The following is a 19405-nucleotide window of genomic DNA, read 5'->3' as shown; positions in this document are numbered from 1 at the left end:
CAATTTGCAGCGCTCGTAAGACTCGCGCCTGGTGGTTACTAGCCCAGCTTCTCGACGACGTAGTCGATGCTACGGGTCAGCTGGCTGACATCTTCCGGGTCGATCGCCGGGAACATGCCGACGCGCAGCTGGTTGCGGCCGAGCTTGCGGTAGGGCTCGGTGTCGACAATCCCGTTGGCGCGTAGCACCTTCGCGACGGCGGCCGCGTCGACCGAGTCGGCGAGGTCGATGGTGCCGACGACCTGCGAACGGTGCGCGGGATCTGCGACGTAGGGCGTGGCGTACTCGCTCGACTCGGCCCAGGAGTACAGGCGCGAGGACGAATCCAGGGTTCGCTTGACCGCCCAGTCCAGGCCGCCGTTGCTGTTGAGCCACTCGATCTGGTTGGCGAACAGCAGCAGGGTGCCCAGCGCCGGGGTGTTGTAGGTCTGATCCTTGGAGCTGTTGTCGATCGCGATCGGCAGCGAAAGGAATTCGGGTGTCCAGCGACCCGATGCCTTGATCTCCTCGACCCTGGCCAGCGCGGCCGGGCTCATCAGCGCGACCCACAGGCCGCCGTCGGAGGCGAAGCACTTCTGCGGTGCGAAGTAGTAGACGTCGGAGTCGGCGATGTTCACCGGCAGACCGCCGGCACCGGAGGTGGCGTCGATGGCGATGAGCGCGTTCTCCGAACCGGCCGGGCGCTGCACCGGGATGGAGACACCGGTGGAGGTTTCGTTGTGCGCCCAGCCGATCAGGTCGACGGACGGGTCCGACACCGGCTCCGGCGCGCTGCCCGGCTCCGCCGAGACCACGATCGGGTCGCCGATGAACGGGTTGCCCTTCGCCACCGAGGCGAACTTCGAGCTGAACTCACCGTTGGTCAGGTGCAGCGAACGCTCGCGAATCAGGCCGAACGCGGCCGCATCCCAGAACGCGGTGGTGCCACCGTTGCCGAGCACGACCTCGTAGCCGTCGGGCAGCGCGAACAGCTCACGCAGTCCGCCGCGCACGCGCGCGACCACGTCCTTGACCGGTTTCTGCCGGTGACTGGTTCCGAACACCGAGGCGCCCACGTCGACCAGAGACTGCAGCTGCTCCGGTCGCACCTTGGAGGGGCCACAGCCGAACCGTCCGTCGGCGGGCTTGAGATCGTCGGGAATCGTCGGGAACGCAGTGGTCATGGCACACAGGGTAGACGGTGGTATTGCTGTGACGCTGACCACACTCCGGCTAACGTTGACGCCCATGAACATGGCGTCGGCTAACTCAGGGTGGCGACTGCGCAGTCGGCGGCCACGCAATTTCGGACTGCGCGCTGGTTCGATGTCGGACGCACAGCGGCGGGAGTTGCTGATGCGGGGAACGCTCGGCTCGGCAACGATCTTGGGGGTGCGGCCTCGCCGCCAGGAGCCCGGACACGTGTTCTGGATTCGGGTGCAGATCGAAGGGGCGTTGCCCTACGAGACCAGGGTGCGCCAGCGCATGCGTTCGGACGACCTGGAATGGATGCAGCCGGGTGATGTCGTGTGCTGCCGGGTCGATCCTGGCGACCGCGACCGACTGGTGCTGTACGTGCCCGATATCGCGGAGGCGGGCCGGGCGAGTATTTCGAAGATCTTGTCCGACGGTCGTCGCGCCGACGCCACCGTGCTGGCCGCCGCACCCGTCGCGGCCGACTACGGCGGCCGCGACGACCCGGTGCTTCGGCTGGATCTCGAGCTGCGCGCCTGGGACGAGCCGAAGCCGTGGCGCGTGCGCCTGATCCAGCCGATTCCGCTGGCCGCCATCAGCCTCGTCGACCTCGGCCAGCACCTCGAGGTCGCCTTCTTCACCGTCGACCACGGCGAATCGGTAGCCGTCGACTGGATCGCCTCACTCGGCGAGGACTAGCGCCCCGCCGGAAGCGCTGCCCTCGCCACGGTGCGAAGCCGGGCCTGTCAGGCGGAAGGGGAGACTCGGCTCAGGGCGTAGCGGGTTACGGCGATGAGGGCGTTCTTTGCTGATTCGCGGTTGCGGGCGTCGATCATCATGACCGGGACTTCGTCGGGGACCGACAGGGCGTCGCGGATGGCTTCTTCGGGGAATCTCGGTGCGTCGTCGAATTCGTTGACGGCGACCAGGAACGGAAGGCCGAGCTCCTCGAAGTAGTCCACCGCCGAGAAGCTTTCGTCTACCCGGCGGGCATCGACGAGCACGATCGCGCCGATCGCGCCGAGGCTGAGGTCGTCCCACATGAACCAGAATCGGTGCTGGCCGGGTGTGCCGAACAGGTAGAGCACCAAGTCGTCGGCCAGGCTGATGCGCCCGAAATCCATTGCCACGGTGGTGGTCTGTTTGTCAGGAACCGGCGACGTGTCGTCCACCTCGGAGCTGAGATCGGTGATCACCGCCTCGGTGCGCAGCGGCACGATATCGGACACCGCGCCTACCAGCGTGGTCTTGCCGACACCGAACTCGCCTGCGATCACGATCTTGGCCGAGACGGCGCGGGTGCTGGACGAGGGGGCTACGGATTCGGGTGCGGTCATCGAATGTCCTCGGCTGCGAATGGTTTCGACGAACGAGTAGCCCGGCCGTCGCGTACTCCACGGTCATAGTTGTTGAGGCCGGCCCGGATCGACGCGGGATCGGGGCGGCTGTCGGTCTCTCGCTCCTGCGCTCCTGCTGTCGGTTCCGCACCGCCGGGCACCAACTGGTTCCCCGGCTCCCGCAGTGGTAGGCCGGATCTGGTGCGCAGGGTGACAGGCTGATCCGCGGCTCGCTGTGCGGCAGACCATCCCTCGTCCGCCGCCGAGTTCCAACTCGCAGGCGCCTGCTCTGTGCTGGTCTCCGGATCGGCAAGCCAAGCCGAGATCATGCCCGCGAAGATCGGGTTCGCCGACTCTTGCTCGGCAGGTGCGGGGTGCGCAGGAGTGGAGGCGGTTCGAGGTGCGGCGGGGAGAGTGTTCGGTGCCGTATTCACGGGTGCGGTGAATGCCTGGTCGCTGGTGCGTGCCGTGCTCGCGGGTGACGAAGCAAAAGACGCTGGTGCTTGGTCGGCGTCCGGCGGCATGGTGATCGGGGCCGCTGCCTTGTGGGCGCTGGGACCGATGTTTGTGGGTGGTGAAGAGGCACGTGCCGGTGTCTGATCGGCGTTCGGCGCCTCGGGTGGCGGGGCCGCTGCCTTGTGGGGGCTGGGACCGATGTTTGTGGGTGGTGAAGAGGCACGTGCCGGTGCCTGATCGGCGTTCGGCGCCTTGGGGAGCGAGGCGGTCGCGGCCGCCGCCTGATAGGCGCGGGGAGCGGTGCTGGTGGGTGAACCGGTAGGCGCTGCTGTGTGGCCGGTGTTCGCCGTGCGAGGTGTCGCTGGGGAGGTTACCGGTGCTGCCGGGTGGGCGTTGGGTGTGGCGTTCGTGGGTGCTGAATACGTATGCGTCGATTGGGCTGCATTCGGTGCTAGGGGCGTGGCCGGCGAGATCGGTGCTGTCGCCTGGTTGGCATCGGGTGCGGTGGTCGTCGGTGAAGCAATAGGCGCCGCTGTGTGATTGGCGTGTGCCGTGATGGGTGCGGCTGGTGGACTAATCGGTGCCGCTGCCTTATTGGTTACGTGTGAGGTGTTCGTGGGTGGCGAAGCAATAGGCGTCGGTGCTTGATCGACGCCGGATGCCTCGGCCGTCTGCGAAGTGATCGGTGCCGCGGCCTGCCGGGGCGTGGGTGTTGGAGAGGTCGCCGCCTGGTTGGCGGGCGTGGTGTTTGCCGGTTGCGAAGGGGCAGTCGGTGGTTCGGGCTTCGTCGCCGGTGAAGTCGTCGGGGCTGCGGTGTTGCCGGTGGCGGGTGCGGTGTTGCCGGTGGCGGGTGCGGTGTTGCCGGTGGCGGGTGCGGTGTTGCCGGTGGCGGGTGCGGTGTTGCCGGTGGCGGGTGCGGTGTTGCCGGTGGCGGGTGCGGTGTGTGGTGTCTGTGCGGCGTTCGGCGCGGTGCCCGCAGGTGGTGCAGTCGTCGATGCTGTTGCGGTCGTGGTGCCGGTCGGTCGCGAAGGGGCAGGTGACTGTGCGGTTTTCGTCGTGGACGGAGCCGTCTCGGTCGCCGCGCTATCGGTGGCGCTCGCGGATGGCGAAGCGTTCGGCGCGGTGCCCGCGGCTGGCGCGGTTGTCGTTGCTGCTGCTTGATCGGCGGCCTGCGCGAGAGCCGACGAGATCGGCGTCGCGGCTTGGCCTGTGGCCGGTCTGGTGGTCTGCGGCGGCGGGGTTGCTGCCCTGTCGGCCTGTGGTGCGGCTTTCCCCGGGGACGGCGGGATCGGGCTTGCGGCCTTGTCGTCGTCCGATCCTGGCTTCACATGCGAGGCGCGGAAGAAGGACGCGGTCTGGGAAACCCGGTATTGCTGTGTGTCCAACTCCGAGGGATTCGGGGCGGTCGCGGGGGGAGGCTTGCTCGGCGTCGGCGTGGTCGACGGGGCTGCGGTCGGTGCTGGCCGAGCTGCCGTGCCGGGTGCTGGCCGAGCTGCTGTGCCGGGTGCTGGCCGAGTTGCTGTGCCGGGTGCTGGTTGGGCTGCTGTGCCGGGTGCTGGTTGGGCTGCTGTGCCGGGTGCTGGTTGGGCTGCTGTGCCGGGTGCTGGTTGGGCTGCTGTGCCGGGTGCTGGTTGGGCTGCTGTGCCGGGTGCCGATTGCGCAGGCTTGCTCGATGCCGACGTGAGTGGTGCGGTCGGGCCCAGTGTGGCGGTCGCGGTGGGCTGGCGGTTTCCTCCCGGTTTGCGGGCGCCCCTGCGGTTGGCGCCCGGAACTCGTTTGGGCAGACCGTAACTGGTGATGACCGGTGCGGCAGGCGGTGTCTCGGCCGGTGGTTCGGGAGCGGGGCGCGGTACGAGCGGCTGTTGGCCGATCGCCCCTGCCTGCGGTTTCGCGGTTCCGACCGACCCGGTCAGCAGACCGATCGGCTTGCTCTGCACCGCCCTGTTGCCGGCCTGCGGCGTCGGTATGCGCGCGGGATGCAGCGTGTCACGATGGACCTGGATGACCGGCTGTCCGCTCGCCGGAGTGTCGCGCTCCGTTGGCGGCACCGCGATCAGGGGCGCGGGGATATGCAGGCTCGCGGTGATGCCGGGGTTCAATGCGCGGTCTTGGGTACGGCGCAGCCGCACGGTGATGCCGTGGCGCTCGGCAAGCCTGCCGACCACGAACAAACCCATCTGCCGGGTGGTCGCCAGCGTGGCCGTCGCCAATGTCGCCAGCCTGCGGTTGATCTCGTTGAGTTCGCCGTGCACGATTCCGATGCCCACGTCGATGACCTCGATCAGCAGGCCGCCCTCGGAGGTCCGGCTGTAGGCGAAGGTGACTTCGCTATCGGGCGGCGAAGCGCGTAGCGCGTTCTCCAGCAATTCGGCGATCAGGTGCACCAGATCGGTGGCCGCGGTGCCCGTCACCCAACCATCGGGTGTCGCACCGGTTTTCACTCGCTGGTAATCCTCGACTTCGGATCCGGCGGCGCGCAGGATGTCACGCACCTCGACCGGCCCGGATCGGTCTTGCCGCGATTTCGTGCCTGCCAGCACCAACAGGTTGGCGCTGTTGCGCCGCATGCGGGCGGCCAGGTGATCGAGCCGGAACAGCTGGTCCAGTCGATCGGGATCCTTCTCCTCGAACTCCAGCGCGTCGATCATGCTGAGCTGGCGATCGACCAGGGTCTGGTTGCGCCGGGCCATGGTCTCGAACATGTCGTTGACCTGGTCACGCAGCTGTTGTTGCTGGGCAGCGAGTTTGAGTGCCTGCGCGTGCAGCCGGTCGACCGTGCGGGCGATCTCACCGATCTCCTCGCCGGTGTGCACGGGCACCGGATTGACCACGATGTGCTCCAGCTGCGCGCCGAGGCTGATGCGCTCGACCTCGTCGGGTAGGTCGCGATCGGCGAGCTTGGCCGCGCCCGCGCGTAGTCGGCGCAACGGCTGCAGCAGCGATCGGGCGACCAGCACGCCGAACACGAGCGCCGCGACCAGGGTGCCGAGCACCACCACGGACGCCTTGATCGCCGCGGAGCGGGAGGCGTCGACAGCGTGGTCGACATCGGCGAAGATGCGCTGGACGGTTTCGCGCGCAAGCTTGGTGTACACATCGCGGGAAGCGAGCGCGAGGTCGCGTAGGTCGGGCAGATCTATCTTTCCCGTGTCGATCGCCTCGTCGATCGCCGCTTTCAGGATGGCGTTGTTGGCGCGTACCACCCGGTCGAGTTCGGGTTTGGCGGAGGGCAGGTCGCGTTCGACGGTGTTCGTCATCGTCAGGAACGAACCCTGCACGGCATTGAACTCGTTGACCTTCGTCGGATCCTGGATCGCCGACATCGCGACCATCAGAAAGTTGAAGCCCTCCAGCTTGCCGAGCAGTAGATCGAACAACTGGGTCTTCCCGGTGACGACCGAGCTGATCTGAAGCGGTGTGAGCAGCTTGTCGACGGTGCTGACCGCCTCATGGGCGACCGCGTTGTTCAATGCCACCGCTTTCAGCGGATCGCCGCCGCCCTTGCCGCCGGCGCGAATGACCTCGCTGGTCGCGGTCATTTCCCGCAACGCTGTCGCGACGGTCTCATCGATCCCCTTGCGCCCGGAACGCACGGTGGCCTCGGTGATGGCGGTGGACAGCTCGACCAGGTCCTGGTCGGTGGTGGTGCCGTAGACCTGCCCGCCCGCGACGGTCGAGGCCGCCGACTCGAGCGCGGTGATCGCGGGAATGTCGGAGATCCGGTCGGCCGCGTCGTTGTAGTTGGAGTAGTCGTTGAAGAACACCGTCAACCGGAGACCGCCGAGCAGCATCGCCGCGGCAAGCGGGACGGCTACAGCCGCGGTGACTTTCCAGCGAACGCGCCACTGCTCAAGGTTCCGCAACCGAGTGCGCGCGATCACCGTCTGCGCCACCCTCATACCGCCTTCCGCTCGGATCGGCCTGATCCGGTCACATCGCCAATCGGCGAAATATCCGGTGAGCAGCCGCGATCCGCCTAACGAACACCGCAGGACGTAGTCCGTCGGCACCGGTACCTTACTGGCTGGATGCCTGCAGTTCCCACGTTTGGGCGATCGTAGTTGCGAACCCTGCGAGGAGCCGGACATGCACGAAGGTGAGTGGTTGGCCCAGACCTCGTCGACCGCCTCCCGCGGTGACCCAGGTTCGGCCGCAGTGCCGACAGCATTCCCACCGGTGGTGGTCGTCGCGGTATTCGATTGCGCGGTGGCGTATTACCGTTGTCTGCGCTACATCCGGTGGCCGAACCCGCCACCGCGGCAGCGCCGATCCCGAACATTCGTCACCGCGAAATCCACTTCCGAGATTCCCCGTAAGCCCTCTTTTCAGCGCGTCCACCAGGATGCCACGCGAGCCGAACACCGTGGCGGGCAACAGATCCCGCCGCGACGTCCGGCTCGCGGATTCAATTTGTTCAGTTATGCGTGGTCGAACCGCGCTCGACCGGAAGCAGGCGTGACCGAATCAGGAGTGCGCCACAGTGGCCCAGCCCGCGACTTCCTCGGGACGGCGCGGCGCGGGGCCGGTGTAGATGGCGGCCGGGCGGACGAGCTTGCCGAGCTGCTTCTGCTCGAGAATGTGCGCACACCAGCCCGCGGTACGGCCACAGGTGAACATCGCGGGCATCATGTGCGCGGGCACCTCGGCGAAATCGAGGATGACCGCGGCCCAGAACTCGACGTTGGTCTCGATCGCGCGGTCCGGGCGGCGCTCGCGCAGCTCGGCGAGCGCGGCCTGCTCCAGCGCGGCGGCGACCTCGTAGCGCGGGGCGGCAAGGCGCTTCGCGGTGGCCCGCAGCACACGGGCGCGCGGGTCCTCGGCCCGGTAGACCCGGTGGCCGAAGCCCATCAGCTTTTCCTTGCGGTCCAGGACGCCCTTGACCAAAGCGCGTGCGTCACCGGTCTTTTCGACCGCCTCGATCATCGGCAGCACGCGCGCGGGCGCGCCGCCGTGCAGCGGGCCGGACATCGCGCCGATCGCGCCGGACAGCGAGGCCGCGACATCGGCTCCGGTGGACGCGATAACCCGTGCGGTGAAGGTGGAGGCGTTCATACCGTGCTCGGCGGCGGAAACCCAGTAGGCGTCGATGGCCTCGGTGTGCTTCGGGTCCGGGTCACCCTTCCAACGGGTCATGAACCGCTCGGTGACGGTGTTGCACTCGTCGATCTTCCGCTGCGGCACCGCGGGCTGGTAGATACCGCGCGCGGACTGCGCCACATAGGACAGCGCCATCACCGAGGCGCGGGCCAGGTTCTCGCGGGCGGTCTCGTCGTCGATGTCGAGCAGCGGCTCGTAGCCCCAGATCGGGGCCAGCATCGCGAGGCCGGCCTGCACGTCGACACGCACGTCGCCGGTGTGCACCGGGAGCGGGAACGGCTCGGCGGGCGGTAGGCTGCGCCCGAACTCGCCGTCGACAAGTAGTGCCCACACATCCCCGAAGGTCACCCGTCCGAGGACCAGGTCCTCGATGTCGACGCCGCGGTAGCGCAGCGCGCCGCCGTCCTTGTCCGGCTCGGCGATATCGGTGGTGAATGCCACCACACCCTCGAGGCCGCTGACGAAGTCGCTCGGTACGGTGGCCTGCCCACCGGGAACCGCGGGGCTGGTAGTCATGTTGTGACTCTCCTTGCACATCGGGTCGCATGTTCGCGGGGGACGGGGATGTGGTTCACCCAGCACATGCCGATCACGAAAACCTTAGCTCCTTGCTACCGCGGAGTAACGTCTGGCCCATGCGTGACCTGGACAATTCATCTGCCGGCCAGGAAACGGCCGAAAACCCCGCCACCACGGATACCGCGGTGGTGCGAACATCGACGGATCCGGCCGTGCTGCGGGCAACCGCCGATCTGGCGGCGATGCGTGTCGAGTACGGCGGCACCCCGTTCGGCAGTGGTGAAGACACTGATCTGGACGAAACCTGGTTGGCGGGCGGCTGGGAACCGCTGCTGCGCCACTGGGTCGAACAGGCCACCGCCGTCGGCATCGCCGAACCGAACGCCATGGTGCTCGCCACCGTGGCACTGACCGACGCCGGTCCGCGCCCGGTCGCCAGAACAGTGCTGTGCAAAGGCCTATCGCCCGACGGCGTGACCTTCTATACGAACTACGACTCGGACAAGGGCATGCAGCTGGCCGCGAACCCGTTCGCGTCGGCCACCTTCGTCTGGCCCGCGCTCGGCAGGCAGGTCCATGTGCGTGGCGCCGTCGAAATCGTGCCCGTCGAGACGACCGCCGTCTACTGGAGCTCGCGTCCGCGCGACTCCCAGCTGGGCGCGTGGGCCTCGCGGCAGTCGAAGCCGATCGGGTCGCGGGCCGAACTGGATCGGATTCTGGCCGAGACCACCGCCCGCTTCGCCGATGTCGACGACATTCCGGTGCCACCGCACTGGGGCGGCTATCTGCTGCGGCCCGACGAGGTGGAGTTCTGGCAGGGCAGGCGCAGCAGGCTGCACAACCGGATCCGGGTCCGCATCGAGGGCGATGCCATGAAGGTGCAACGCCTGCAGCCGTGAACGAGTGATGAATATCGCGTCGAGCCATCGGGGTTCGGCTCGATACGCTCTCGTCGGTGAAGCTGCTCGCCGACACGACACCGCTGCGATATCCGGACTACCGGCGATTGTGGTCGACCAACATTGTCACCGTTATCGGGTCGCAGTTGGCCGTGGTAGCCGTGCCGCAGCAGATCTATCAGATCACCGGCAGCTCGGGCTATGTCGGTTTGGCCGGCCTGTTCGGCCTGGTGCCGTTGATCGTGTTCGGGCTGTGGGGCGGCGCGCTGGCCGACGTGATGGACCGGCGCAAGCTGCTGCTCATCACCAACGCGGGCACCGGACTGACCGCGCTCGCCTTCTGGGTGCAGGCCGCCGCCGGACTGGACAACGTGTGGGTGGTGCTCGGCCTGTTCGCCACGCAGCAGGCATTTTTCGCGGTGAACCAACCGACGCGCAGCGCAACGATTCCCCGTCTGCTGCCACCGGAACAGCTCGCCGCGGCCAATTCACTGAGCATGACCGTCCAGCAGGTCGGCGCTATCGCGGGGCCGGTGCTCGCAGGCGCGCTGATCCCGCTGATCGGGCTGTCCACGCTGTATCTGATCGATGCCATTGCCTTGCTCGCCACGGTGTGGGCGGTATGGAAGCTGCCCGCGTTTCCACCGACCGGAACCGTGACCAAGGCCGGATTCCGCACGGTCCTGGACGGTTTCGCGTACTTGGCGACCCAGCGCATCCTGCTCGCCTCCTTCGCGGTGGACGTGATCGCCATGGTGTTCGGTATGCCGCGTGCGCTGTTCCCGCAGATCGCGCAGGAGACCTTCGGCGACCCGGTGACCGGCGGTGTCGCGCTCGGGCTGCTGTTCGCAGCGATGTCGGTCGGCGCGGTGCTCGGCGGTGTCTTCTCGGGCTGGATCCCGCGTATCCGGCGCCAGGGCCTTGCCGTGGTGATCTGCATCGCGCTGTGGGGTCTCGCGATGGTCGGGTTCGGTCTTGCCGTCGGCTTCACCGGGCACGGTCTCGGTCTCGGGCTCGGCCTGTGGATCGCGCTGGCCTGCTCGGCCTTCGGCGGCGCGGTGGACATGGTCTCGGCCGCGCTGCGGGTGACGATGCTGCAAACCGTGGCCACCGACGAGATGCGCGGCAGGCTGCAGGGCGTGTTCATCGTGATCGTCGCGGGCGGCCCGCGCATCGGTGATGTTGCCCACGGTTTTGCTGCCGCGAGCCTGGGTACCGCCGTCGCGGCGGCGGGCGGTGGTGTGCTGGTGGTTGTCGGAGTGGTGCTCGCCGCGCTCGTTTTCCCGGCGTTCGTCCGCTATCGAGTGGGCAGGTCGCGCTCCCAGCCGGTTCCCGCGGCGAGCGAATGAACGATCGGCGCAGCATACGAAACCTCACGTGACGGGGACACGTTTGTGAGCTCGTCCGGTGGGCACCCTCGTTCTCGGGCCGTGTGAGCAACGACTAGCGTCTAGGTGAGTGCACCGCCGTGCCGACCGCACCCCGATGCCGACGGTCCTAGCCTGAGAGGGATCCTTCCGTGCCCGAAAAAGACCACATCAACGACGCCAAACCGGTGCTGAGCTACCCCGGTGGCGAATATGCCATGACGGTTGCCGAAGCCAAAGAAGGCAATGACGGCATCGACCTCGGCAAAATGCTGGCGAGCACTGGATACGTCACCTACGACCCCGGTTTCATGAACACCGCGCCGACCAAGTCGGCGATCACCTACATCGACGGCGAAGCGGGCATCCTGCGCTACCGCGGCTACCCGATCGACCAGCTCGCGGGCTCCTCGACCTTCATCGAGGTCAGCTACCTGCTCATCTACGGTGAACTGCCGTCGCAGGCGCAGCTGGACGATTTCACCGATCGCATCCGCCGCCACACCCTGCTGCACGAGGACCTCAAGCGGTTCTTCGACGGCTTCCCGCGCAACGCGCACCCGATGCCGGTGCTCTCCTCCGCGGTGAACGCGCTGTCGGCCTACTACCAGGATTCGCTGGACCCGCGCGATCCCGAACAGGTCGAGCTATCCACCATCCGACTACTGGCGAAGCTGCCGACCATCGCGGCCTACTCGTACAAGAAGTCGGTCGGCCAGCCGTTCCTCTACCCGGACAACTCGCTGAGCCTGGTCGAGAACTTCCTGCGGATGACTTTCGGCTTCCCGGCCGAGCCCTACGAGGTCGACCCCGAGGTCGCCGCCGCACTGGACATGCTGCTGATCCTGCACGCCGACCATGAGCAGAACTGCTCCACCTCGACGGTGCGCCTGGTCGGCTCGTCGGACGCCAACCTGTTCACCTCGGTGTCCGGTGGCATCAACGCGCTGTGGGGCCCGCTGCACGGCGGCGCCAACCAGGCCGTGCTCGAGATGCTCGACGGCATCAAGGAGCAGGGCGGCGACGTCAAGGAGTTCATCCGCAAGGTCAAGAACAAGGAAGACGGCGTGAAGCTCATGGGCTTCGGGCACCGCGTCTACCGCAACTATGACCCGCGCGCCTCGATCGCCAAGAAGCACGCCGACTCGATCCTGAGCAAGCTCGGCGGCGACGACGAACTGTTCGATATCGCGAAGGCGCTCGAAGAGGCCGCGCTGACCGACGAGTACTTCATCTCGCGTCAGCTGTACCCGAACGTCGACTTCTACACCGGCGTCATCTACAAGGCCATGGGCTTCCCGACCCGGATGTTCACCGTGCTGTTCGCCATGGGTCGACTGCCCGGCTGGATCGCACACTGGCGCGAAATGCACAGCGAGCCACTGAAGATCGGGCGCCCGCGCCAGATCTACACCGGCTACGGTGCCCGTGACTACCACGAGATCACCAACCGCTAGGACTGCTTGCAGTGTCCGTTACCCACCATCACCTATCGAAGGGGATAGCCGAATGACCAAGCCGGAGATCGAGTTCCAGGCGGGCCCCGCGCCCACCGAGCTGGTTATCAAGGACATCATCGAGGGCGAGGGCACCGAAGCTGTGCCCGGCGGCAACGTCGAGGTGCACTACGTCGGCGTCGAATTCGAATCCGGCGAGGAGTTCGACTCGTCCTGGAACCGTGGCGAGTCCATCACCTTCCCGCTGCGCGGCCTGATCCAGGGCTGGCAGGACGGCATCCCCGGCATGAAGGTCGGCGGCCGACGCCAGCTCACCATCCCGCCGGAGCTGGCCTACGGCCCCGCCGGCGCGGGCCACAAGCTCTCGGGCAAGACACTGGTCTTCGTGATCGACCTGCTGAACGCCAACTGAGCGAAACCCCTTACTGCGGCCCGTGTCCCACCTCGGTGGACACGGGCCGCAGTGCGTCCCGCACCGAATCCGCAGCGCACCGAACGCGGACCGGAGCCGTCCGTACCGCCCGCCCCGCCGCTAGGCCCGCGGACAGCGACGAGTGGCACACCAGCGAGAGCGGTACTCGACGTTTGCCGCAGTCATGTGCCACTCACCAAGCTCCTGATTCGGGAGTGCTGACGCGGCGGGGGTTTTCACTCCCAGCGAGTGGACTGCCTTCGCCGCCGGTGTGCAGGACGGTGAGTTCGACCGCCCATAGCCACCTTTGCTCGGCACGCTCTGGTGAGTGCGACCAGCAACAGGCTCAGCTCGAGATCCCTTCGAGGTGGGCCTGTTTCGCAAGCAAAGAAATTAGCGTGACTCGTTCTGGAGTGGGATCTATATTTCACACTTTGCGGTCGACATCGAAGGGAGGGGTCGTGAAGCTGGCAGAGGCATTGTCGTTGCGGGCGGATTCGGCGCGGCGGATCGAGCAGCTGCGCGCTCGCATCGTGAGCAGCGCCCGCTATCAGGAGGGCGAGGAGCCTGCCGAGGATGCGGCGGGCCTGCTTGCCGAGGTCGGCGAGGTCCTCGGGGAGTACGAAACGCTGATTCGGCGCATCAACCGCACCAATGCCGCCGCGCGGATCGATGCGGACGGCACGCTGACCGATGCGCTGGCGCGGCGGGATACGTTGCGGCTGCGGCATTCCGTGGTCACCGCTGCGGCGGATGCGGCTTCGGGCAAGGGACAGCCGGGCTATGCGCGTCAGTTGCGGTCCGAGCTGAAGATGTTGTCCGCCTTGCCTGTTGCGGAACTGCGTGGGCAGGCCGATGAGCTCGCCAAGGAGCTTCGCGAACTCGACGTGCGAATCCAGCGCGCCAACTGGGAGGTCGACCTGCTGGACTGACGCAGCGAGGTGGAGCAGGTAGTTGTCGCGGAGGCGTGCACAACCCGCTGGGCCGACGGGTATTCGGCCCACCTCCTGGCGCACGGTGGGCAGTGCGAGGGTTCGACTCCCTTCCTCACATTGCAGCCCAGCATGGTGCACAGGTGATAGGGCACGGCACACAGCACACCACCATGTGCAGATCCGCGACAACGAGGGCGGGTAAGGGGCACTCCACCTCGAGACATACGACAAGCGTGGCGACCACGGAGTCCCGCATTCGCCCGTGACAAACACAACCTCAGAACATTTCACTACGCTCGATACCTGAAATGCCTGCGACGCAACCACAGCCAGTCCCCGCGCTGGAAGTTGTGTGCCTGCCTATCCAGGTTGCGGAAGACCAAGTCGGATACGGCACACTACGTGCCCAGCACTGACCGGGAAACCCCTGGTAGGTGTGCGTGGACAGAAGTCTCTAGTTTTGGCTGTCCCGGTGAGGTTCTGCCTTCCAGTGATTCACCGGGGCAGTGCTGGGCGCGTTAGGTGGGGTACCCGGCTAGCTCTTCCGCAACCTGGGTAGGCAGCGGCGGTCCGGCGTCCATCGGAGCAGTCTGGCGGTGGATTCAGCCTGATGCCCAGCGGTTATTGCCTCGCCGCCGGGATGACCGGTTGGCCGTGGGTGCCACTGATCTTCTGTGCAGAACACCACGGCCACCGGATCCGGTTGATTCCCTACCCCGCCAGCACCTCACGCAACTTGGTGGCGAAGCCGTCCGGGTCACCCTGCTGGCCGTACTCGCCGCCGAGGAAGCCGCCGTGGTGGCTGGGGAAATCCACCGGCGTCGAGCCCAGCTGCTCGGCGACGGCTACGCCGGTCCGATACGCCAGTTCCCCTTCCGATTCCACGCCTATGGCGACCACGATGCGGGTGGAGACGGTACGGAGCGTCTCGAAGTCGTGGTTGTAGTGAGTGGTCGGGAGGATGTTCTGGCCGACGAGCGGGTCGTTGCGGGTGCCGTCGTCCTCGGTCGGGAGGCCGAATGCGGCGGGGTCGACCGGGAGGGTGGGAAACTCGGCGGGGACTTCGCCTTTGAGCTGGATCAGGATGAGGAATTTGGCCATGGCGAGGCCGAAGCCGTCGCTGCGGTAGGTCTCGTGGATATGAGCGGTCGCGGCCAATGCCTGCTCGCTGTCGGGGAGGTACCGGACGGCGGGGGGCTCGTGCGCTACGAGGGTGCGGACCTGTTCGGGATGTTTGGCGACCAGGGCGAGGGCATTGACCGCGCCGCCGCTGCTGGCGAAGAGGTCGATCGGGCCGCCGCCAAGGGCGTCGATGACGCGGTGCAGGTCGTCGGCGTGCAGGTCGGGGTTGGATTCGCTGGTGGGGTCGGTCTTTTCGCTGCGGCCGGTGCCGCGCGGGTCGTAGGTGACGACCGTGCGGTCGGGGAAGCGGGCGGCCAGGCTGACGAATCCACTGGCGTCCATGGGCGAGCCGATCATCATCAGGATCGGCTCGTCGCCGGCCTGCTCTGCCTGGCGTACGTCGTAGGCGATTTCGGCGCCGGGGGTTTCGAGGGTGTAGGTCTTCAGCTCGGTCATGGTGGTCGCTCCTTATTGTTGGCTATTCGTGCAGACGAACGGGGGCGGCGAAATTCATCGGTCCGTCCGCAGCGGCCCGCACGAGACACCGAGCGGCCGTCGCACCGGCGCGACTGCCCCGACCCATGACTATTTGATGATCGGGCCTGCGCTTATCGGCCCCATCCAGCAAGCCCCCTTGCTCCGTGAGCAGTTTGTTCACAGGCACTGAGGAGGACCCCAGGTCACTCGTGGACGACTTCGACGGGATCGGTGAGTGCCAGGGCAAGCGCCGCCTGCTGGCTGGTGCTGCGCTGGGGGAGCGCGGCCATGGCCTTGTCGGTTTGGGTGCCGAGGTTGGTGACGATCTGCTGGAGTCCGGTGACTCCTGCGGTCATTTGGCTGATGGCGCTGGTCAATTGGGCGCCGCCCTGTTCGGCTAGTTGGGGTAGGCCTTCGGCGAGTTTCGCGCCCTCGTTCAATTGAGCGCTTGCGCTTTTCAAGCGGTCGACCACGGTGCGAAGCAGGGTGCCGAGATCGGTGTTCGGATCCACCGCGCCACCGACCAGCGAGCCGATGCCGGTCAGCTGGGTACCGGCCTGACCGGAAATTCCGCGCAGGGCTTCGAGTTTCCCGATGATGTCCGCCAACCGGGGATCGCCGGCGAAGGGCAGTGCACGCAGCAGCGGGAGGATCTGGTCGAGACCGCCGCTCACGGTATTCGCGGTCTGCTCGACCTGGGCGATGGTGACTCCGGTCGAATCCAATGCCGAGGCAAGCTGATCCGCCTGTGCCGCCGCGCCGTCGACCGTCGAATTCAGCATTGCGATGGCCGAAGTCAGTTGTGCGGAGCCTTCTTTGGCGAAGCTCAGGAATCCAAGCAACTGGTCGGCCCCGGAGCTGAACTGGTCGGCGCCCGAGGCCGCGGCGTTCACCCCGGCATTGAGCAGCTGGGTGGTGAATTGCACCGAGGAGAGCTGGGTGCGCGCCTGCGCGACGGCGGACAGCGCGGCATCGACACCCGCGGCGCCGATACGATGCGTCACCTCGTTCACCGCACCGTTCACCAGCTGAGAGTCCGCACCCTTGTGCGTGGCAACGGTGACCTTGGCACGCTGCGGTTGTTCGCTCGCCAGCGTGCCCATGGATGCGGTGAGATCGGCGGGCAGCGTGATAATCGCGGCATAGTGGTCGAGGTTCGCTTCGCCCGGCTTGGCCGCAGTCCACTCGTAACCGCCCGCCTGCTCCAACGCCTGGACGACACGCGCACCGGTCGGCCCGGTATCGGCATTGACCAGGGCGATACCGGTCGGCGCATCGGCAGACCCCGAGCAAGCCGTGATCCCACCCCCGATCGCCCCCGCGGCGACAATCCCGACAACGAGAACTGCCCAGCGGGCGCGTTTTCCGATCACACCGGCAGACCCTAATTCCCCAAAATGGCCCACCCCCCACCCTTTCCCTAAGACTTCACTAAGGACCCACCACCCCCACCTTTCCTGTAATCCGAACACCCCTCGTCGCAGCCGCACACCCCGTGTAGCGGGTGTGCGGCTGGCACAAAGGGTGTGCGGCTGGGCGGGTTAGTGGGGGGTGCGGTTGGGGAGGTGGAGGACGAGGCGGATGCCGCCGAGTGTGCCGTTGTCGAAATAGGCTTGGCCGCCGTGTAGTTGGGCTTGCTGGGCGACGAGGGCGAGGCCGAGGCCGGAGCCACCTTTGCTGGCTTGGCTGCCGCGGAAGAAGCGGTCGAATACGGCGGCGCGTTCGTCCAGCGGAATGCCGCGGCCGTTGTCATCGACGGAGATCACGATGTGCCCGTCCGGTGCGCGGTGCGCGGATACCAACGCCTCGGTCGCGCCGCCGTGGGTCACCGAGTTCTTGAGCGCATTGTCGACGGCAAGGCGTAGACCGGCGGGCAGACCGCGGGTCACCAGCTCGGCGTCGGTGTCGATGCGCACGGTCAGGCCGGGGAAATGCCGCATGGCGTCGTGCGCGGCTTGGTCGCACAGGTCGCCGACATCGGTGGCGACATGGTCGCGCTCGTTGGTGAGATCGCCGGTCGCCAGGCGCTCCAGCGCGGCAAGGGTGGTCTCTACCCGGCCCTGGCTGCGTGCCAGGTCGGTGAGGATTTCGGTGCGCTGGGCCTCGTCCAGGTCGAGGGTGCGCAGCACCTCGAGATCGGTGCGCATCGCGGTGAGGGGGGTGCGCAGCTCGTGGGCGGAGACAGCGGCGAAATCACGCGCGGTCTCCAGCGCGGCGGCGGTCTCGGCCTGCGCGTGGTCCACGCGGTACAGCATGGTGTTCACCGCTTCGGCGAGCTTCTCGGCTTCCCGCACGCCCGAGCCATCGACCGGTGACTGCGGATTGTCGGGATCGGGCCGACCGCTGCGGGCACCGACCTGCCGGGTGAGGTCGGTGATCGGCCGCACCGCGCGCCCGGCCAGCAACCAGCCGAGCGCGGCCGCTGCGGCAATGGCAAGCAATGCGCCTGCCAGGACCCAGCGCTGTTGCTCGGCGGTTGCGCGTGCCGCTTCGGCGGCGGGAATGCCTAGCGAGACAGTCCGGCCCGCCGGTTGATTCTCGATCGTGGTGAGCACCCGATAGCGGACGTTGCCCGCCGTGACGGTGCGGGAACCCGTTGGCAGATCGGGCAATTGGGTCGGGCCGCTGGCTGTGACGACGCCGTTGTCACGGACTGTGACCGCCAAGTTGGCGTTCAGCCCGGATACCGTGACAAACCCGGCGGCAAGCTCCGGCTGGAGCAGGACGATGCGCGAGACGATGGTGAGCTGCTGATCCATCTGCTGCACATTGTTGCGTTCGATCGCGCGCACGCTGATCACGCTCAGTATGGACACGATGATGATCGCGCCCGCCGCCGCGGCTCCGGCCACCCGGGTGCGCAGTGAAAACGACCGACGCCTTTTCGCCGGAGCTGCCACTGTGCTCGGTGCCGCGGGTCCCTCCGGTGTTACGGGGGAGGGTCGAGTCACCTTGTGCTCGAATCCATTTCGGTGCTCGAACTCATTTCGGCGCTCGCATGACGAACCCGACGCCACGGATCGTGTGCAGCAACCGGGGTGTGTCGTCTACCTCGAGCTTGCGTCGCAGATAGCCGACGAAGACATCGACCACATTGGTGTCGGCCGCGAAGTCGTAGCCCCACACCAGTTCCAGCAGCCGCTCGCGGCTCAGCACCACGCCCGCGTTTCTGGCCAGCGTGGACAGTAGTTCGAATTCCCGCTTGGTGAGCTCGATTTCGCGCCCGTGCAGTAGCGCGCGATAACCGGCGACGTCGACCTCCAGTGGCCCGACGGTGACCGCGCCCGGGGTGGCGGGTGCGGGCGCGTCCGCGCGGCGGCGCAGCAGCGCCCGGATCCGCGCAACCAGTTCCGCGAGCACGAACGGTTTGACCAGATAGTCGTCGGCTCCGGATTCCAGCCCCGAGATCCGGTCGTCGACCGAGGCGCGCGCACTCAGCACACAGATGGGCACCTCGTTGCCGAGGGCGCGCAGCGCGGTCACCACACCGGCGCCGTCCAGCACCGGCATGTTCATGTCGAGCACGATCGCGTCCGGCGCGTGCTCGGTCACGCTGCGCAGCGCTGCGGCGCCGTCCCTGGCGACAAGCACCTGGAATCCGGACAACCGCAGCCCGCGCTCGACCGAGGCGAGCACATCCTCGTCATCGTCGACAACAAGGACGGTCGGGGTCGTACGCTCGCTCGTCACGTCGTTCATTGTGCCGTCATATGGCGCCGGGGTAGATCAGCAACAGCTGGTGTGCCGATTAATAGCTGTGGCAAGAGTCGGCGACCGCGCGGATGGTCTCGCTCAGACCGGCGGCGCGCGGGTCGTTCTGTGCGTCCTGTGCCGCGTCAGGGTTCTCGTCGATGAGGCGCTGGAATTCCGCGCGGCGCTGTTCGACCGGCTGGTCGAACTTGCGCTGCAGCTCGGCCTTCTGGCTCGGATTCGAGTCGAGGATCGAGGCCAGCTGCGGGGCCTTGGCATGCAGGGCTGCGTCGACCTGGGCGAAGGAACAGTCGGAGGTCAGCAGCGGCGCGGCCAGATCGGTCATGGGGTCGGCCGAGGCAATGGTCGGCGCGAGGAACATGGCGACGGTGGCGAGTCCGCCTGCGGTGAGGGCGGCGTAGGCGGGTCTGCGCAAAGCCTTCATAGTGTGTGGCTCCAGATCT

The 19405-nt window shown here is 67.1% G+C and carries 15 protein-coding genes; 6 read left to right on the top strand and 9 right to left on the bottom strand.

Going from position 1 to position 19405, the window contains the following annotated elements; all coding sequences use genetic code 11:
• Positions 1 to 38 precede the first annotated feature (38 nt).
• Entirely contained in the window at positions 39 to 1163 is a 1125-nt protein-coding gene (serC, locus tag ACFQZZ_RS08885) for a phosphoserine transaminase (RefSeq protein ID WP_378676699.1), read from the bottom strand.
• Between the two features lie 64 nt (positions 1164 to 1227).
• Here serC and ACFQZZ_RS08880 point away from each other — a divergent pair, with 64 nt between their 5' ends.
• A complete protein-coding gene (locus tag ACFQZZ_RS08880) occupies positions 1228 to 1872 on the top strand; it encodes a hypothetical protein (RefSeq protein ID WP_378676696.1) in 645 nt (214 codons plus the stop codon).
• Positions 1873 to 1919: 47 nt separating this feature from the next.
• Here the strand turns inward: ACFQZZ_RS08880 and ACFQZZ_RS08875 are convergent, their stop codons facing one another.
• The 3 genes from ACFQZZ_RS08875 to ACFQZZ_RS08865 form a co-directional block, all read right to left on the bottom strand.
• The gene (locus tag ACFQZZ_RS08875; RefSeq protein ID WP_378676694.1) at positions 1920 to 2510 is read right to left on the bottom strand and encodes an ATP/GTP-binding protein; all 591 of its coding nucleotides are present in this window, start codon (positions 2508 to 2510) and stop codon (positions 1920 to 1922) included.
• On the bottom strand, positions 2507 to 6865 hold the full coding sequence (locus tag ACFQZZ_RS08870; RefSeq protein ID WP_378676691.1) for an ATP-binding protein: 4359 nt from the start codon (positions 6863 to 6865) through the stop codon (positions 2507 to 2509). The genes ACFQZZ_RS08875 and ACFQZZ_RS08870 overlap by 4 nt, the downstream gene beginning before the upstream one ends.
• Before the next feature lie 565 nt (positions 6866 to 7430).
• Complete coding sequence (locus tag ACFQZZ_RS08865; RefSeq protein ID WP_378676689.1) at positions 7431 to 8579, bottom strand: citrate synthase 2; 1149 nt, start codon at positions 8577 to 8579, stop codon at positions 7431 to 7433.
• 119 nt (positions 8580 to 8698) lie between these two features.
• Between ACFQZZ_RS08865 and pdxH the strand changes: the two genes are divergently transcribed.
• The 5 genes from pdxH to ACFQZZ_RS08840 all read left to right on the top strand — a co-directional run bounded on the left by pdxH (position 8699) and on the right by ACFQZZ_RS08840 (position 13649).
• Positions 8699 to 9481, top strand: a complete 783-nt coding sequence (gene pdxH, locus ACFQZZ_RS08860; protein ID WP_378676686.1) for a pyridoxamine 5'-phosphate oxidase — start codon at positions 8699 to 8701, stop codon at positions 9479 to 9481.
• 56 nt (positions 9482 to 9537) lie between these two features.
• Positions 9538 to 10830, top strand: a complete 1293-nt coding sequence (locus tag ACFQZZ_RS08855) for an MFS transporter (RefSeq protein WP_378676684.1) — start codon at positions 9538 to 9540, stop codon at positions 10828 to 10830.
• Between the two features lie 170 nt (positions 10831 to 11000).
• Positions 11001 to 12305, top strand: coding sequence for a citrate synthase (locus ACFQZZ_RS08850; protein WP_378676682.1), 1305 nt, complete (start codon positions 11001 to 11003; stop codon positions 12303 to 12305).
• A gap of 52 nt (positions 12306 to 12357) precedes the next feature.
• Entirely contained in the window at positions 12358 to 12717 is a 360-nt protein-coding gene (locus ACFQZZ_RS08845; RefSeq protein ID WP_378676679.1) for an FKBP-type peptidyl-prolyl cis-trans isomerase, read from the top strand.
• 461 nt (positions 12718 to 13178) lie between these two features.
• Positions 13179 to 13649 carry a DIP1984 family protein gene (locus tag ACFQZZ_RS08840; RefSeq protein ID WP_378676676.1) on the top strand — a complete coding sequence of 157 codons (471 nt, stop codon included), beginning with the start codon at positions 13179 to 13181 and terminating at the stop codon, positions 13647 to 13649.
• 714 nt (positions 13650 to 14363) lie between these two features.
• On the opposite strand, the gene ACFQZZ_RS08835 is transcribed toward ACFQZZ_RS08840, so the two are convergent.
• The 5 genes from ACFQZZ_RS08835 to ACFQZZ_RS08815 form a co-directional block, all read right to left on the bottom strand.
• Positions 14364 to 15230: an alpha/beta fold hydrolase gene (locus ACFQZZ_RS08835; protein ID WP_378676673.1), complete on the bottom strand. Its 867-nt coding sequence runs from the start codon at positions 15228 to 15230 to the stop codon at positions 14364 to 14366.
• 224 nt (positions 15231 to 15454) lie between these two features.
• The gene (locus tag ACFQZZ_RS08830) at positions 15455 to 16624 is read right to left on the bottom strand and encodes a hypothetical protein (protein WP_378676670.1); all 1170 of its coding nucleotides are present in this window, start codon (positions 16622 to 16624) and stop codon (positions 15455 to 15457) included.
• A 168-nt stretch (positions 16625 to 16792) separates the two neighbouring features.
• Positions 16793 to 18103, bottom strand: a complete 1311-nt coding sequence (locus tag ACFQZZ_RS08825; protein WP_378676668.1) for a sensor histidine kinase — start codon at positions 18101 to 18103, stop codon at positions 16793 to 16795.
• Between the two features lie 130 nt (positions 18104 to 18233).
• On the bottom strand, positions 18234 to 18950 hold the full coding sequence (locus tag ACFQZZ_RS08820; protein WP_378676665.1) for a response regulator transcription factor: 717 nt from the start codon (positions 18948 to 18950) through the stop codon (positions 18234 to 18236).
• A 49-nt stretch (positions 18951 to 18999) separates the two neighbouring features.
• Positions 19000 to 19386, bottom strand: a complete 387-nt coding sequence (locus tag ACFQZZ_RS08815; protein ID WP_378676662.1) for a hemophore-related protein — start codon at positions 19384 to 19386, stop codon at positions 19000 to 19002.
• Between the last annotated feature and the right edge of the window lie 19 nt (positions 19387 to 19405).

The sequence above is a fragment of the Nocardia sp. GCM10030253 genome (assembly GCF_042675075.1).
Taxonomy (GTDB): domain Bacteria; phylum Actinomycetota; class Actinomycetes; order Mycobacteriales; family Mycobacteriaceae; genus Nocardia.
The sequence above is the reverse complement of the archived record's forward strand: the minus strand, read 5'-3'. Positions and strand labels throughout refer to the sequence as shown.

Coding starts and splice junctions, on each gene's coding strand:
- serC (WP_378676699.1), bottom strand. CDS start 1,163: ATGACCACTGCGTTCCCGACGATTCCCGACGATCTCAAGCCCGCCGAC.
- ACFQZZ_RS08880 (WP_378676696.1), top strand. CDS start 1,228: ATGAACATGGCGTCGGCTAACTCAGGGTGGCGACTGCGCAGTCGGCGG.
- ACFQZZ_RS08875 (WP_378676694.1), bottom strand. CDS start 2,510: ATGACCGCACCCGAATCCGTAGCCCCCTCGTCCAGCACCCGCGCCGTC.
- ACFQZZ_RS08870 (WP_378676691.1), bottom strand. CDS start 6,865: ATGAGGGTGGCGCAGACGGTGATCGCGCGCACTCGGTTGCGGAACCTT.
- ACFQZZ_RS08865 (WP_378676689.1), bottom strand. CDS start 8,579: ATGACTACCAGCCCCGCGGTTCCCGGTGGGCAGGCCACCGTACCGAGC.
- pdxH (WP_378676686.1), top strand. CDS start 8,699: ATGCGTGACCTGGACAATTCATCTGCCGGCCAGGAAACGGCCGAAAAC.
- ACFQZZ_RS08845 (WP_378676679.1), top strand. CDS start 12,358: ATGACCAAGCCGGAGATCGAGTTCCAGGCGGGCCCCGCGCCCACCGAG.
- ACFQZZ_RS08835 (WP_378676673.1), bottom strand. CDS start 15,230: ATGACCGAGCTGAAGACCTACACCCTCGAAACCCCCGGCGCCGAAATC.
- ACFQZZ_RS08820 (WP_378676665.1), bottom strand. CDS start 18,950: ATGAACGACGTGACGAGCGAGCGTACGACCCCGACCGTCCTTGTTGTC.
- ACFQZZ_RS08815 (WP_378676662.1), bottom strand. CDS start 19,386: ATGAAGGCTTTGCGCAGACCCGCCTACGCCGCCCTCACCGCAGGCGGA.